The following is a 14,031-nucleotide window of genomic DNA, read 5'->3' on the forward strand; positions in this document are numbered from 1 at the left end:
ACCCGTGACGTGGTGGCCGCCGGACGTTCCCGTCCGGCGGCCTCCGTCTGTTCAGTGCGGGCCGACGGAGGCGAGTAGCCGGTCGAGGGGCTGCGGCAACACGTCCCGGGCGATCGCCGCCTCGACGAGCAGCCGGGCGTAGCGTGACTTGCGGCGCGAGCCGCTGCCCATGAACCGGCGCAGCTGCGCTGCGGGTCGCCGGTCGCGCCAGGCGGGCTGGCCCTGCAGCGTACGGAACGACCCGAGGTCGCCGTGCGTCGCCAGGATCGCCTCGACTCCGTCGACTCCGAGCGCTCGGATCAGTTCGTCCTCCAGGTCGTCGACGCAGACGAAGAACCCGAGTTCGGCGAGGTCGTCGTGCGTTCGGGGCACACCGATCCCGGCGGTGGCCAGTCCCCGCGCGACGAAGTCCGCCTCGGCGAGGTCGCACAGCCCGGCGAGCCGTACCCGCGACCGCTGTGGACCGAGGCCGGCCAGGAACCGGCCGGTGGCATGTGCTCCACCGATCGGCACGACCGCCACCCGTTCCGCGTCGAGGTCCCGGCCACGGCCGGCCGCGGCCGTCTCCACCGCAATCTGGTCGCTCACACCTTCGACGAGCACCAGGGCGACGGCACGGTCGATCTTCGCCAGCGCGTTGGCGGTCGCCCGGACCGGGGCGTCGGGACCGCTGGCGTAGCCGTCGAGCACCCGGCGGGCAAGCTCGCGGCGACGAGCGGCATCCATCGGCCGATCACCCGTCGCCATGACGGTCATCGTCGGGGACACCCGACCCCACCGGCAACCGGATAACCGAGGTCGACACCCCCAGGTCACCACATCGCCGTACATCTATTGACAAACAGTGTTAACAATAAGACTCTTCTCGGAGAGCGCTCTCTTACCCGTCCGACCGCCGACCGATCCCGACCGGAGGAGTCCCTCATGGCTGTCCGAAGAAGGCTGCTGGCCGTCGCAGCGGCCCTGCTCACCGCCGTCCCGACCGGCCTCGTCGCCGCCGCGCCCGCCCAGGCCGTCGGCCCGGCACTGCTGCCGGTCACCGTCACCAACAACACCGGCCGATCCGGCTCTGTCCACCTGTACGTGATCGGCGTGCAGCTCTCCACGGGCCGCCTCGGCTACGTCAACCAGGGCGGCACGTTCATCCCCTGGTCCGGTGGGCAGATCCCGCCGTCGCCGGCCCCCGACGCCTCGATCGCCGGACCGACCAACGGTGGCAGCACGACGGTCCGCTTCCCGCGCGGCTTCTCCGGCCGGGTCTACTTCTCCCTCGGCGAGAAGCTGAAGTTCTTCCTCACTCCGACCGGCCTGGTGCAGCCCGCCCCGTGGGCCGGCGGCGACCCCAACCGCGACATCCTGTTCGACTGGAGCGAGTTCACCTACAACGACGCCGGCCTGTGGCTCAACAGCTCCCAGGTGGACATGTTCGCGGTGCCGCACGCGGTCACCGTGACCGCCGCGGGCGGTGTCACCAAGCGCACCGGCGACGTCGTCGCGGGCGGCCGCAACGCAATCATCAACGGGATCCGCGCCCAGTCCGGCTGGGCCAGCACGGTGCAGACCCGGGGCGACGGCACCGTACTGCGGGTGCTCGCCCCCGGCAAGGCGACCGGCGCCGGCCTGTTCAGCCCCAGCTACCTGGACTCCTACATCGCCTCGGCGTGGAACACGTACACCAGCCGGACGCTGACCGTCGTACCGTTCGGCGACCGCCCCGACATCCGCTACTACGGGCGGACCTCGGGCCGGGTGATGACCTTCACCAACGGTGCCGGTCAGGTCGTCGCCTCGTTCAACCGGCCCTCGTCGGCGAGCGTGTGGGGCTGCGACGGTGACCTGCCCGCCCCCAACGACCAGGTGGTCGGCCCGATCTCCCGTACGCTGTGCGCCGCACTGAACCGGGGCACCCTCGGCACCATCCACACCCAGCCCAGCACCAACGCCGCCGAGTTCTACCGCAACAACCCGACCAACCAGTACGCCCGGATCATCCACGCCAACATGCGTGATGGAAAAGCGTACGCGTTCGCCTTCGACGACGTCGGCGCGTTCGAGTCGCTCGTGCACGACGGCGACCCCCGCTCCGCCGGAGTGGTCCTCAGCCCGTTCTGACCGGGCCGGTCGCCGCCGATCCACCGTGCGACCGGCGCGCACCGACGCGGCTGCGGGTCGCCTTCCTGGGCCCGCATCGGCGCCGCGCTCAGCTCAGCGCGCCGGTCGCACATCGACGTAGGTGTCATGAAACGCGGACCCGCCGGCGTCGGTGAGGCTGTCCGGGGTGAGCAGGTTCACCGACGCGCCCGAGGCACCGGTGCGGGTGACGCTCCAGGCACCGAACACGACCGCCACCACCCCTGGCCGGGTCCGGGCTCCGACCCGCGCGTGGAGGGTGATGGTGGCGTGCTGGTTGTGCACCTCGATCAGGTCCCCGTCGGCGATGGCTCGTGCAGCCGCGTCGTCGGGGTGCAGGTCGAGCCACGGGCCGCCGTCGCGGGCGCACTGGGTCGTGTCCGCATAGGTGGAGTTCATCGACCGTAGGCCCTTGACGCTGAGCAGTTGCAGCGGCCACCGGGCATCCGGCGGGCGTGGAAGCGCAGTCGTGGCGGCGCGGGCGGCGGCGGCCAGGCGCGCCCGGCCGTCCGGGGTGGCGAACTCCGCGGCGTACGGGGTGTGCGGGGTGGGAATGTTCAGGCGTTGCCACCCGTGTTCGCGCAGCCGATCCAGAGTGATTCCAGCCAGATGGGGGTGGGTGGAGCTCAACGCGGTGGCGAGCAGATCGTCGTCGCTGTCGCTGAAGCAGGGTTCGGGGAAACCCATCCGCGCGGCAAGCGCGCGGAACAGGTCGGTGACACTGATCGCGTCGCCGGGCGGATCGATGGCTGGCAGGTTGAGCATGAGGTCGGTGTGACCCCACGATTTCATCAGGTCGAGGTGTTCGAGCTGGGTGGTGGCGGGCAGGACGATGTCGGCGTAGCGGGCGCTGTCCGTGAGGACATGCTCGTGGACGACAGTGAACAGGTCGTCGCGAGTCATACCGCGGCGGACGAGAGGCTGGCGGGGCACGATGACGGCGGGGTTGCTGCCGTGCACGACCAACGCGCGGGCGGGCGGGTCGGCGTCCGGGTCGGCGAGGGCCTGGCCGAGTTGCACCATGTTGATGCGTCGGCGCGGTCCGGGGGCCAGGTGCGCCATTCGCAGACCGTCGAGGTTGAGGGACCGGTTGAACAGGGGCGAGGTGTGGTAGGCGATGCCGCCACCAGGATGGCGCCACATTCCGGTCAACACGGGCAGCGCGGCGATGGCGGCGTACAGGGCAGCTCCGTTGGTGTGGTGTTCCATACCGACCATGAGCCGGATCAGCGCCGGACGGGCCGCAGCATACTCGGCGGCGAGGGCACGGAGGTCGGACTCGGCGATGCCGGTGATGTCGGCGGTACGGCCGGGGGTGAAGTCCGCAGCGGCGGCGGCAAGCTCGTCGAAGCCGGTGGTGCGGGTGGCGATGAAGTCGTGGTCGACGAAGTCCCCGGTGATGACCAGGTGAGCGAGGCCGAGGGCGAGCGCGGCGTCCGACCCGGGCCGGGGCATCAGGTGCCAGTCGGCCGCACGGGCGGTACGGGTAGCCACCGGATCGATGACGACGATGCGGGCCCCGCGAGATCGGGCGGCGAGCATCGCCGGCCACAGGTGCTGATTGGTCACTACCGGGTTGGCGCCCCAGACGATGATCAGTTCGGCATGGACAGCGTCTTCGGGCAGCGCACCGACGGTGAACCCGTTGACCGCCGACAGACCGGCAGCGCCGGTCGGTCCGCAGATGGTGTGGCTGACCTCGGCGGCGCCCAGCCGGGCGAAGAACCGCTCGCTCATCGACTTGGACTGCAGGAGCCCTTGGGTGCCCTCGTAGCTGAACGGGATGATCGTCGCAGGTCCTTCGGTGGCGGCGATCCTGGTCAGCCGAGTGGCGACTTCGTCAAGTGCATCGTCCAGGTCGATCGGGGTGAACTGTCCCGAACCCTTGGGGCCGGCCCTGCGCAGCGCCCGAGTGATCCGGTGTGGGCTGTAAACCCGGTCCTGGAGATAGCCGTTGACCTTGGTGCACAGTCGGCCGGCGGTGAGCGGGTGGTCGGTGTTGCCGTTGAGGGCCACAGCAGTGCCGGTATCGTCGACGGTGACGACCCAGCTGCACCGGTCGGGGCAGTCGTGCGGGCAGGCTCCACGTACCTTTCTGTTCGCCAAGTCAGAACCCGCAGTCCGTCAGGTCGTTGCTGCCGGCGGCCAGGTCGTCGGCGAGATCGAGGAGCAGACGCAGCCGTGGGTCGCCAATCCGGTAGAGCACTCGTCGGCCCTGCCGTTCCGCTACGACCAGGCGACAGGTTCGCAGGCAGGCCAGGTGGTTGGAGATTCGACTCTGCGGCAACCCGGTCGCGGCGACGATCTGTCCGACATGGTGCGGGCCGGTCAGCAGCAGCGTCAGGATCGCCATGCGGGTCGGGTCGGCCAGCATCTGGAACCAGCGGGTACGGGCGTTCGGGCCCGCCGGGCCGCACTCGGCTGGTCCGCAGCTCGCAGCGGCCTCGACTTGAAGGGCTGCTGGCACCATCATGACCACGACTCCGTCATGACGGCACCGGCTGGGCTGATCGACGCGCGTGGCCCGAGCCGTCGTTGCAGTGCCGGTGTGGGTTGCAGACCGAGTTCGGCGTGCAAGACGACGGCGAACGCCTGGTACTGGCGGACTGCCTCGCTGACGTTGCCCTCGGTCAGGTAGGCGTCGATGAGCACCCGGCGGGCCGACTCCCGTAACGGGTCAGCCCGTACGGCTTCCAGTCCCGTGTCAACCGCGTCGCCGTGCCTGCCGACCAGGCTGAAATGGGTGCACAGTGCTTCGAGTGCGTGCAGCCGGAGTTGGTGGAAGCGTTCGCGTTCGTGGACCAGCCACGGCTCCGGCCAGCCCGGCAGCAAGTCTTCCCGTAGCTGTGCGGCCACCTCCGGGACGGGCTGCGCCGTGGTGGCGGGTGGGGTCAGCAGGCGTCGGGCGGTGGCGACGGCCACCAGGTAGTCGACTCGGACCTGGGGCGCGAGTCTCAGGTCGGTCGCGGAGGTGCGCAGCAGGGCGGGGCAATGCCGTTGCAGCCGCCACAGCAGGGCCCGCAGGTTCGCCGCTGCGTTCGCGTCCACCGTCGTCGGGTACAGCGCCTGGGCCGCCTGCCACCGGGCGAGCACTCCACCGTTGACCGCGATGAGCGCCAACAGCCGCTGCCCGGCTGCGCCAAGTGCACTGGCCGGTACCCCGGTCACCTCGAAGCGGCCCAGCAACCGCAGTGTCAGTGCCTCCCCATCGTCCGACGGTAGGACTTGGTCGTGCGGTGCCGTCACCGTCATCCGCGACCTCCGCTGCGCGTCATCCTTGTCGATACAACAGGATAGCCTGATATTTTTTCATGTCTATGTTCTGGCTCTTCGGGATGAACCCCCCTGATCGTCATGGCGACATCACGCCGCCGTCACGGTTCAGTCGCGGCCGATGGGTGACAGTACTGCCAACCACTGGACGCCCAACGCGGCGAAAGGCAGGCATGAGCGGGTTGGCGACACCACTGGGTCACAACGGACTCTCGCGTCCCCGGCTGTGCTGTTCCGGCGAAGGTGAAGGCGGGTGTGCCGATGTTCGGTGACCACGGTCGACGCATGCTCGACGACCCACGGGCCGAGCTGTTTCCCCGCACCGTGCGGCCCCGGTTCCTCGCGCTGCTGTGGGCCGTGCTGGTCGCGCTCGCCGCCGTGGCCGGCGTGCTTCTCACGACGGTGACCGGACGGTTGCCGTGACCCGGCTCCGGGTGCCGCTGGTGCTGCAGGGCAGCGACACCGAGTGCGCCCCCGCCTGCCTGGCCATGGTCGCGACCGCCCACGGTCACCATCTGTCCCTACGAGAGGCCGCGCAACTGTGTCCCGCCGGACGTGACGGCGCCACCGCCGCCGCCCTGGCCCGGGCTGCCCGCAACGTGGGTCTGACCGTCAGCGCCTACCGGACCGCGCCGGGTCTACTTCCCCGGCTACCGCTACCTGTCGTGGCGCACTGGGGCAGCGACCACTTCGTCGTCGTCGACCGGGTTCGCCGGGGCCGGGTGCACCTGGCCGATCCCGCTCGTGGACGTCGCCGAATCACCATGAACGAGTTCGACGCCGGCTGCGGTCAGGTCCTGCTGGCCGTCAGCCCCGGGCCCGACTTCACCAGCCGGCCACCATCAACCGCGCCATTCTGGCGCCGTTACCTACAGGCGCTGTTCCGGTTGCCGGGTAGCAGGCTGGCCGCCGGGCAACTGCTCGCGGTCAGCGCGGTGCTACAACTGCTCGGCCTGGCGCTGCCGCTGCTGGCGGGTGTCGTCGTCGACCGGCTGGCCCCAGCCCCGACCTCATCGGTGCTCACCCTGCTCGGCATCGGTGTGGTCGTGGTCTTCGCCGCTCATCTCGTCAGCAGCTATCTGCGCTCCGCCCTGATCATCTACCTGCAAGGACGCCTCGACACCCATGCGATGGTCAGCTTCAGCGCCCATCTGCTCGCCCTGCCACTGTCCTACTTCCAGCGCCGTAGCGCCGCCGACATCATGTTGCGGGCCTCCAGCATCGGCATTCTGCGCGACGTTCTCACCGCCCAGACACTGACCGCAGCTCTCGACCTCGCCGTAATCGGGATCTACCTGGCTGTCATGGCCACCATCGACCTGCCGGTCACCGGCGTGGTCACGATCGTCATCGCTGCTCAGGTCGCACTGCTGGCCATCACCTTGCCGCTGGCCCGAGACCGGATGTCCGCCGAACTGTCTGCGCAGGCGCAGAGCTACGGTCGGATGACCGAAACGGTCGAGGGCGTCACCACCATCAAGGCCGCCGCGGCTGAGGACCGGGCTCAGGCACGCTGGTCGGAGCTGTTCCTAACCTGGATCCGCACGGTCATCTCCCGCAACCACCTCACCGCAGCCCTCGATACCGCCTCCACCGCGCTGCGGACCTTGACACCTCTGCTGGTCCTCTGGCTCGGGGCCACCCGCCTGGCCTCAGGTCAGTTGTCCGCCGGCACCGCGATCGCCCTCACCTGGCTGGCCGCCGCAGTCGTCGTGCCACTCGCGGTCCTGGCAGCGAACGGTCAACGACTGCAACACGCAGGCGCGCAACTGCAACGCCTCGCCGACGTCTTCGACACGCCGGCGGAGCTCGCCGAAAGCTCGCCGACAAACGCCGCCCCCAACGCTGCGGGCCGTATCGAGCTACGCGACGTCGCCTTCCGCTACGACACCAACAGCCCGCCGGTCCTGCGCGGCATCGACCTCGTCATCGCCCCTGGCAGCCGTGTCGCGATCGTCGGGCCGTCCGGCACGGGCAAGTCCACCCTGGCACTTCTGCTTCTCGGCCTGCATCAGCCGACCACCGGTACGGTCACCATCGACGGCACCGACCTGACGGCCCTCGACGTGCGTGCGTTGCGCCGACAGGTCGGCACGGTCCTGCAGGAGCCGGCTCTGTTCGCCGGCACCATCAGTGAGAACATCGCTTTCCACGACAGCGCCGTCGGCCACGCCGATATCGAGCGTGCCGCCCGGCTCGCCTGTCTGCACGACGAGATCACCGCGATGCAGCTCGGCTACCGTACCCGCCTGACCGAACGGGGTGGCGGCCTGTCGGGCGGGCAACGGCAGCGGCTCGCCATCGCCCGCGCGTTGGTGCGTCGGCCCCGGCTGCTGCTGCTCGACGAGGCCACCAGCCACCTCGACGCCGTCACCGAGGCCGCCATCCATCGCAACCTCGCCACCCTGGACTGTAGCCAGATCATCATCGCGCACCGGCTCAGCACCGTCCGCGACGCTGACCTCATCGTCGTTCTGGATCAAGGCAAGGTCAGCGAGCAGGGCAGCCACACTGACCTCCTCGACCGCGCCGGCCGCTACGCCGATCTGGTCGCCGCGCAACTGGGTGAGCCACCATCGGCCGTCACCGCCGCTCCATCGCCCACCGGCCCCGGCGGCGCGACGGCACGGATCCGCCCACGAGCAGCGGGAAGGAGGTGACAACTATGGAGACCAGCAACGAGACTGAGGTGGAGGTCATCGAGGTCAGCGACGAGGAGCTCGAGGCCGTCGCCGGCGGCCTCATCGAGCCGCCGTGCGCCTGCGTCGGCGCCTGCGACGCCCGGTAGGGCACCGTCCGGTAGACGGCCCACCGGGGCCGTCTACCGGATCGCCCGTGGAACGGCACGCTCAGCCAGCGCTCGTGCGCGGATCGCCCGCAGGCTGGACATCGACCGAGGGTTCGATGCTGAGCAGGGTCGCGAGCTGGCGCAGGACGCCCGGCCGGGCCCGGTAGTAGACCCAGGTACGTCGGCGCTGGGCGGTAACGAGGCCGGCCGCACGCAGGGTCTTGAGATGGTGGGAGATCGTCGGCCCGGACAGGTCGAACGCCGGAGTGAGGTCACAGACGCAGATCTCGCCGCCGGGCGCGGAGGCGATCATCGACATCAGCTGTAGCCGCACGGGATCACCGAGCGCCTTGAAGGCCGGCGCGACTACCACTGCGGTCTCGGCGGGGATCGACCGTTCACTCATCGGCACGCAGCAGGGCGCACCCGCACCGACGTCGGCCGGGCCGAGCCAACCAGACTGCTTAGACATCCATCTATGTTGACAGGAGTCATTGCAATCGCCAACACGGGTTGCCGACGGCCACACAGCTCGGGATGGGAAATCCACTGCCGCGACCGCCGCTGGCGACCACGGGAGGTTCGCTGCAACAAGCGCCGCCACCCTACCTGTCGCCGACCCGCAGCGGATCCCTCAAGTCGCTGCCTACCAGACGCAAAATTAGGGTATTCAATGCCGAGTCCGGATTTCGCGCTATTCGAGCCCGAGGCGGCGATGACGGCACAGGTGGCGATGCCGCCTGGGTGACGCCATGCCGCCACCGGGTCAACGATCACGAGCGCAGCGACGAGCCGGACCGGACTCGAGCAGACGCACTCGTGTCGGATGGCCGACTGTCGACCCAAGGCAGGGCGCCACCACCGAGTGCCACGTCGCGACACCGCCCGATATATCAGAACATAGCCGGCAGTCAATCAGCTCTCTCCCGTTCAGATCTTTTATATACGCACCCGGAGCAGCTAACCAAAACGGGTCACTGAAGGCGGCCCCTTGCCCGGCTTCACGCGCACCGATAGCATCGCAGATGCCATTGAAATCAGTAACTTTTGATGATGGCGATGATCTTGAGTTTATTGTGGGCAGTGGGAGACGGGGAGGCCGGCCATGCCTTTCGATCGAGCGGTTCTCGAGCCGGAGCTGGAGTACCTCGTGCGCCGCCAGCTCCTCTCCCGACGAGAGCCCGACCAACTGCTGATGCTCCTCGACCGAGGGTTCGACTTCACCGAGGCCGTCTCCAGCGCCGAGTCCATCCACATCCACGTCAAGCTCGACGATCTCTCCGACCTGCCGCATCATGAACTGCACGCCAGGGGCCAGTTGGAACGATGGAAGGCCCCCGGTTACGTGAAGTACCGGCTGCCTGGCAACCTGAACGTCATCTTTTCGTCCTTCCCCATCGCCCAGGACGACCTGATCAAGGGTGCGGTCACCCTGCCGAGACCCTTCGTCGACCACTTCGGGGTCGACATGCGCACCGAGGACACCCGGACACGGCGGAGGTTCGACGACATTCCGACGGTCGCTGCGCACAACCGATGGCGCAGCGTCCGGCAGGGCGGACCTGGGCGGCCCGTCCACGGGGCGCACACCCAGGTGGCCGAGAAGTACTGGGTGTACGGGCCGGGTGGGGCCGAGGACTGGTTGCGGCCGACAGAGTTCGCCTACGGCCAGCTGCGCATCGACGAGAATTACCTGGGTTGCGACCACCGGCCCATCGACCCTGCCCATCCGATGGCGACGATGGCGCTGCCGTGGGAGGAGAGCCGTCGCGCCAGCCTCAGCGAGGACATGGCGGGCATCATCGTCTACGTCAAGTCCGACGAGGAGGCACGAGCCGCCCAGGCGATCTTCGACCAACTTGACGATCCACCGCAGGACCGGCTTCGGATCCGCCTGCTGTCCAACGATCGTCCGGACGAGTTCCCGGACGTCGTCGTGGCCCTCTGGCGGCTCAAGGAGTCCTGCCCGCTGCCGTTGACCGTGGTCGACGGATATCCGGTTGTCACCCAGCGGGTCCCGACAAAAGCCGAAGCTGTTCGGATCACCACCGAGGAGACCACCGCGCCGGCGCCCGGTGTCTTCCAGTAGATACGGAACGGGCACCCGGCCTACGTCCGAAGGTGCCACCTGGTCGCTGGGTCCGATCGGTTCGGCTCCAGCGGGCCGGATCGACCGTCACCGCTGCCCAGCGTCGCGGAAGCGATCGGTCAGCGCATCGCTGCCCGGCCACCACCCGGCATCGCCACGACAAGGGAGGTTCCACAGTGCCTACATCGACCACCAGGAGACGGCGGTTGCTGGCCGCCGTAACCGTCACGGCTCTCGCCGCAACCGGCTGCGGTGGCGACTCCGCCGATACGGGTACGGGCACGGATACGAACGGCTGGCCGGAGAAGATCGTCTTCGCGGCAACGCCGAGTGGTGAGGCGCGCACGTTCGACGACGACTACGGGCCCTTCGTCGACGCGCTGTCGCGGGACGTCGGCATCAAGATCGAGACCTTCCAAGCTGCGGACTACGCCGGGGTCATCGAGGGAATGATCGCCGGCACCGTCGACGTCGCGCAGCTCGGCGCGTTCTCGTACGCCCTCGCCGTGCAGAATGGGGCACTAATCGAGCCGTCCGGCGTCCGTATCCACGCCAAGGGCGACCAGGCCGGCTACGTGATCTACGGCATGGTGCCGTCCTCGAGCGCCATCAGCGGCTTCCCCGACTTCCGCGGCAAGACCGTCTGCTTTCCCGACCCGGCCTCCACCACGACCCTCATCCCGCTGTTCGAGTTCCACAAGGCGGGCATGACCGTCGACAAGGACTTCCGTCGACTCACCGTACCGGCCGGCGCGACCATCCCCCGCACCGTCAAACGCGGCGACTGCCAAGTCGGCCTCGCCTCGCAGGCCCAACTCGAATCCGCCATCCGGCAGGGCGATGTCGGGCAGGACGACCTCAAGGTCGTCTGGGAGGTTCGGGCGCCTGGTTCCCCACTGGCGACCCGCAGCGAGCTCCCGCAGGACCTGCGGGACCGGATCCGGGAGGCCACCAACCGCATCAACGCCGAGTACCTGGAGCAGCAAGGCTTCTGCTCCGGTGGTGACGCCTGCCTGATCAGCGCCAGCGGCGACTACGGCTACATCCCGATCGACGGCACCTACTACCAGGTGATCTGGGACGCTTGTGAAGCCACCCGGATTGATGCCTGCGGCCCAATCGGCAGCTAGCGATCTGTTCGATGACCAGCCCGACGGACAGCACCGAACGCCCGGACCGCGCCACCACCGACCGGGCAGCGACGACCTCGACAGACGCGGCGAACGACGAGCGCGCGCTGCGGCCGCCGTGGAGCCGCAACCGCATCGTGGGCATCGCGGCGGCCACCGGTGCCGTTCTCGCGATAGTGGTCAGTGCCCGTGAGGTGGGTGTCGATCCGCAGCGGCTCGTCGACGGCTGGGCAGACCTGGGCAACCTGCTCGGCCGGATGCTGCCGGTCGAGATGCCGCAGCCGTCCCGCGTCGTCGGCCCCATCCTCGACACGCTGATGATGGCGGTCGCCGGCACCGCCCTGGCGCTGCTGCTGTCCCTGCCTCTGTCGTTTCTCGCCGCCGCCAACACAGCCCCGTCCCCCGCGGTGCGAGCCGTCGCACGGGCGATCATCCTCGGTGCCCGGTCGATCCCCGACCTGGTGTACGCCCTGATCTTCGTCCGGGTCCTCGGCGTCGGCGTGCTGCCGGGTGTGCTCGCCGTCGCGATCTATTCCACCGGCATGATCGGAAAGCTGTTCGCCGACGCCATCGAGGAAGTCGACGACGAGATCCACCAGGCCGTGGCGACGGTCGGGGCGACCCGCCTGCAGGCGATCGTGACCGGGGTCCTCCCGCAGGTGCTGCCGTCGTTCGTCTCCACCACCCTGTACCGGCTGGACATGAACGTGGCAGCCTCCGCCGTTCTCGGGTTCGTGGGCGCCGGCGGCATCGGCTTCGAGCTCTACAACACCTTGCGCACCCTCCAGTACCAGCGCGGCCTCGGTCTCGCACTGATCATCATCGCCCTGGTCGTGATCGTCGAACGGATCTCCGCCGCGATCCGGGCCAGTATCCTCGCCCACGAACAGCCCACCCGGGCGCGACCTCGGCCCCGCCGGCCTGTCCAGGACCGGCCGGCCGCTGCCAAGGGCCCACGGCTCAGTCCGCCGTGGACCAGGGACCGGCTGACCCGACAGATCGCCGTGGTGACGGCCGTCGGGCTGGCCATGGTCAGCTTCGCCGGCCTCGGCATCAGTCCGGGCGCGCTGCTACGGGCCATTCCCGAACTCGTCGCGAGCGTCGGAACGTTCCTGCCTCCGGACTTCGCCTCCGTCCGGGAGGATCTGGGACCGGCGATCGCGGAGACGCTCACCATCGCCGTGTGCGCCACCGCGTTGGCGACGACGCTGAGCCTGCCGATCGCGTTCCTCGCCGCCCGTACCGTTGCCCCACATCCCGCCGTCTATCACGCTGCCCGGCTGGTCATTGTCCTGTCCCGAGGTCTGCCGCCGCTGGTCCTCGCACTGATCTTCGTCTCCGCATTCGGCCTCGGACCGTTCGCCGGCGTGATCGCGCTCGGCCTGGGATCGATCGGTCTGACCGCGAAACTGATGGCCGACGCGATCGAGCATCTCGACCCAGGGCCGCGGGCCGCGCTCCGGTCGGTCGGCGCGACCCGGCTCCAGCAGGCGACCGCCGGCGTCGTGCCACAGGTCGCACCGTCCTTCGTGGCCACGACGCTGTTCACACTGGACAGCACGATCCGATCCTCGACCATCGTCGGGATCGTCGGTGCCGGCGGGATCGGGTTCATCACCTACCAGTCGGTGCACACGCTGCAGTTCCGCACCACCGCCGCAGTGCTGATCGTCATCTTCGGCACCGTCTTCGTCGTCGAACGCTTCTCCGACATGCTCAGGAAGAGGATCCTGTGAAACGGCCGACAGCAACACCGCCTGACCGTCAGCCGGCGCCGGCCGTCCGCGTCGCCCACCTCACGAAGCGATTCGGCGACCACACCGCCCTCGACGACGTATCCTTCGACCTGCCCAGCGGGCAGTTTCTCGCCGTCATCGGCCTGTCCGGATCGGGAAAGTCGACCCTGCTTCGGCTGCTCAACGGACTGCACACGCCCAGCGACGGCACGGTCGAGGTGCTCGGCGTCGATGTGGTGCGCGCCCGCGCCCGCGCGATCCGGCATCTGCGGTGCCAGGTCGGCTTCATCTTTCAGCAGTTCAACCTGGTCGGCCGGCTCAGCTGCATGGAGAACGTCCTGTCCGGGGCCCTCGGCGGACTGCGCGGCCCGCGGCTCGGCGTGTCGACCTACTCCAAGGCGCTACGCCGTACCGCCCTCGACCACCTCGACCGGGTCGGTCTCGGCCACAAGGCATTCCAGCGAGCCGACACCCTCTCCGGTGGGGAACAGCAGCGGGTCGCGATCGCGAGAAGCCTCATGCAGCGGCCGCAACTGCTGCTTGCCGACGAACCTGTCGCCTCCCTCGACCCGGAGTCGTCGGGCCAGGTGATGGACGTCCTACGCCGTATCTGCGTCGAGGAACACCTCACCGTCATCTGCAGCCTGCACCAGGTCGACATGGCACTCGGTTGGGCGCACCGGGTCATCGGCCTGTGCGCGGGCAGCACCGTACTGGACCGGCCGACCGGGGACCTGACCCGACAGCAGCTGATGCAGGTTTACCAGCGTGACGGCGTGCCCGTCACGCCGGAGACTCCAGTCGCCGACGAGCCGGGCGACGACCTCGCCGAGCTGTCCCCCACCCCACAACGGCTGGCCCCCTAGACCATCAATGAGGAGCGCT

General features: G+C 69.1%; 13 protein-coding genes. 8 read left to right on the plus strand and 5 right to left on the minus strand.

Annotation, left to right across the window (positions count from 1 at the left end; all coding sequences use genetic code 11):
- Positions 1–51: 51 nt before the first annotated feature.
- Positions 52–726: a TOPRIM nucleotidyl transferase/hydrolase domain-containing protein gene (locus ACN27J_RS08030; protein WP_421364829.1), complete on the minus strand. Its 675-nt coding sequence runs from the start codon at positions 724–726 to the stop codon at positions 52–54.
- A gap of 198 nt (positions 727–924) precedes the next feature.
- On the opposite strand from ACN27J_RS08030, the gene ACN27J_RS08035 reads away from it, so the two are divergent.
- A complete protein-coding gene (locus tag ACN27J_RS08035) occupies positions 925–2,112 on the plus strand; it encodes a beta-1,3-glucanase family protein (protein WP_421364830.1) in 1,188 nt (395 codons plus the stop codon).
- A 93-nt stretch (positions 2,113–2,205) separates the two neighbouring features.
- Here the strand turns inward: ACN27J_RS08035 and ACN27J_RS08040 are convergent, their stop codons facing one another.
- The 3 genes from ACN27J_RS08040 to ACN27J_RS08050 are packed head-to-tail and all read right to left on the minus strand — an operon-like array spanning position 2,206 to position 5,382.
- Complete coding sequence (locus tag ACN27J_RS08040) at positions 2,206–4,236, minus strand: molybdopterin-dependent oxidoreductase (RefSeq protein ID WP_421364831.1); 2,031 nt, start codon at positions 4,234–4,236, stop codon at positions 2,206–2,208.
- 1 nt (position 4,237) lies between these two features.
- Positions 4,238–4,603 (minus strand): ArsR/SmtB family transcription factor, encoded by a 366-nt coding sequence (locus ACN27J_RS08045; protein ID WP_421364832.1) that lies wholly within the window; start codon positions 4,601–4,603, stop codon positions 4,238–4,240.
- Positions 4,600–5,382, minus strand: coding sequence for an AfsR/SARP family transcriptional regulator (locus tag ACN27J_RS08050; protein ID WP_421364833.1), 783 nt, complete (start codon positions 5,380–5,382; stop codon positions 4,600–4,602). Before ACN27J_RS08050 ends, ACN27J_RS08045 begins: the two co-directional genes overlap by 4 nt.
- A 306-nt stretch (positions 5,383–5,688) precedes the next feature.
- Here ACN27J_RS08050 and ACN27J_RS08055 point away from each other — a divergent pair, with 306 nt between their 5' ends.
- Genes ACN27J_RS08055 through ACN27J_RS08065 form a run of 3 tightly spaced genes read left to right on the plus strand, consistent with a single transcriptional unit; the run spans position 5,689 to position 8,191 of the window.
- Positions 5,689–5,826, plus strand: coding sequence for a hypothetical protein (locus ACN27J_RS08055; RefSeq protein ID WP_278169906.1), 138 nt, complete (start codon positions 5,689–5,691; stop codon positions 5,824–5,826).
- A complete protein-coding gene (locus tag ACN27J_RS08060; protein WP_421364834.1) occupies positions 5,823–8,063 on the plus strand; it encodes a peptidase domain-containing ABC transporter in 2,241 nt (746 codons plus the stop codon). The genes ACN27J_RS08055 and ACN27J_RS08060 overlap by 4 nt, the downstream gene beginning before the upstream one ends.
- A 5-nt stretch (positions 8,064–8,068) precedes the next feature.
- Positions 8,069–8,191: a hypothetical protein gene (locus ACN27J_RS08065; RefSeq protein WP_421364835.1), complete on the plus strand. Its 123-nt coding sequence runs from the start codon at positions 8,069–8,071 to the stop codon at positions 8,189–8,191.
- 61 nt (positions 8,192–8,252) lie between these two features.
- On the opposite strand, the gene ACN27J_RS08070 is transcribed toward ACN27J_RS08065, so the two are convergent.
- Entirely contained in the window at positions 8,253–8,663 is a 411-nt protein-coding gene (locus ACN27J_RS08070) for an ArsR/SmtB family transcription factor (RefSeq protein WP_421364836.1), read from the minus strand.
- A 633-nt stretch (positions 8,664–9,296) separates the two neighbouring features.
- Between ACN27J_RS08070 and ACN27J_RS08075 the strand changes: the two genes are divergently transcribed.
- The 4 genes from ACN27J_RS08075 to phnC all read left to right on the plus strand — a co-directional run bounded on the left by ACN27J_RS08075 (position 9,297) and on the right by phnC (position 14,012).
- A complete protein-coding gene (locus tag ACN27J_RS08075) occupies positions 9,297–10,280 on the plus strand; it encodes a hypothetical protein (protein WP_421364837.1) in 984 nt (327 codons plus the stop codon).
- A gap of 176 nt (positions 10,281–10,456) precedes the next feature.
- On the plus strand, positions 10,457–11,410 hold the full coding sequence (phnD, locus tag ACN27J_RS08080; protein ID WP_421364838.1) for a phosphate/phosphite/phosphonate ABC transporter substrate-binding protein: 954 nt from the start codon (positions 10,457–10,459) through the stop codon (positions 11,408–11,410).
- An 11-nt stretch (positions 11,411–11,421) separates the two neighbouring features.
- Positions 11,422–13,146, plus strand: a complete 1,725-nt coding sequence (gene phnE, locus ACN27J_RS08085; RefSeq protein ID WP_421364839.1) for a phosphonate ABC transporter, permease protein PhnE — start codon at positions 11,422–11,424, stop codon at positions 13,144–13,146.
- Positions 13,143–14,012, plus strand: coding sequence for a phosphonate ABC transporter ATP-binding protein (gene phnC, locus ACN27J_RS08090; protein ID WP_421364840.1), 870 nt, complete (start codon positions 13,143–13,145; stop codon positions 14,010–14,012). Before phnE ends, phnC begins: the two co-directional genes overlap by 4 nt.
- The last annotated feature ends 19 nt before the right edge of the window (positions 14,013–14,031 follow it).

The organism is Solwaraspora sp. WMMB762 (assembly GCF_049179115.1).
Taxonomy (GTDB): domain Bacteria; phylum Actinomycetota; class Actinomycetes; order Mycobacteriales; family Micromonosporaceae; genus Micromonospora_E.

What these genes read in the sequence shown, in the direction of transcription:
- ACN27J_RS08070 (WP_421364836.1), bottom strand. Translation starts at nt 8,663, where the DNA reads ATGTCTAAGCAGTCTGGTTGGCTCGGCCCGGCCGACGTCGGTGCGGGT.
- ACN27J_RS08050 (WP_421364833.1), bottom strand. Translation starts at nt 5,382, where the DNA reads ATGACGGTGACGGCACCGCACGACCAAGTCCTACCGTCGGACGATGGG.
- ACN27J_RS08075 (WP_421364837.1), top strand. Translation starts at nt 9,297, where the DNA reads ATGCCTTTCGATCGAGCGGTTCTCGAGCCGGAGCTGGAGTACCTCGTG.
- ACN27J_RS08065 (WP_421364835.1), top strand. Translation starts at nt 8,069, where the DNA reads ATGGAGACCAGCAACGAGACTGAGGTGGAGGTCATCGAGGTCAGCGAC.
- ACN27J_RS08045 (WP_421364832.1), bottom strand. Translation starts at nt 4,603, where the DNA reads ATGATGGTGCCAGCAGCCCTTCAAGTCGAGGCCGCTGCGAGCTGCGGA.
- ACN27J_RS08035 (WP_421364830.1), top strand. Translation starts at nt 925, where the DNA reads ATGGCTGTCCGAAGAAGGCTGCTGGCCGTCGCAGCGGCCCTGCTCACC.
- phnE (WP_421364839.1), top strand. Translation starts at nt 11,422, where the DNA reads ATGACCAGCCCGACGGACAGCACCGAACGCCCGGACCGCGCCACCACC.
- ACN27J_RS08030 (WP_421364829.1), bottom strand. Translation starts at nt 726, where the DNA reads ATGGATGCCGCTCGTCGCCGCGAGCTTGCCCGCCGGGTGCTCGACGGC.
- ACN27J_RS08055 (WP_278169906.1), top strand. Translation starts at nt 5,689, where the DNA reads ATGCTCGACGACCCACGGGCCGAGCTGTTTCCCCGCACCGTGCGGCCC.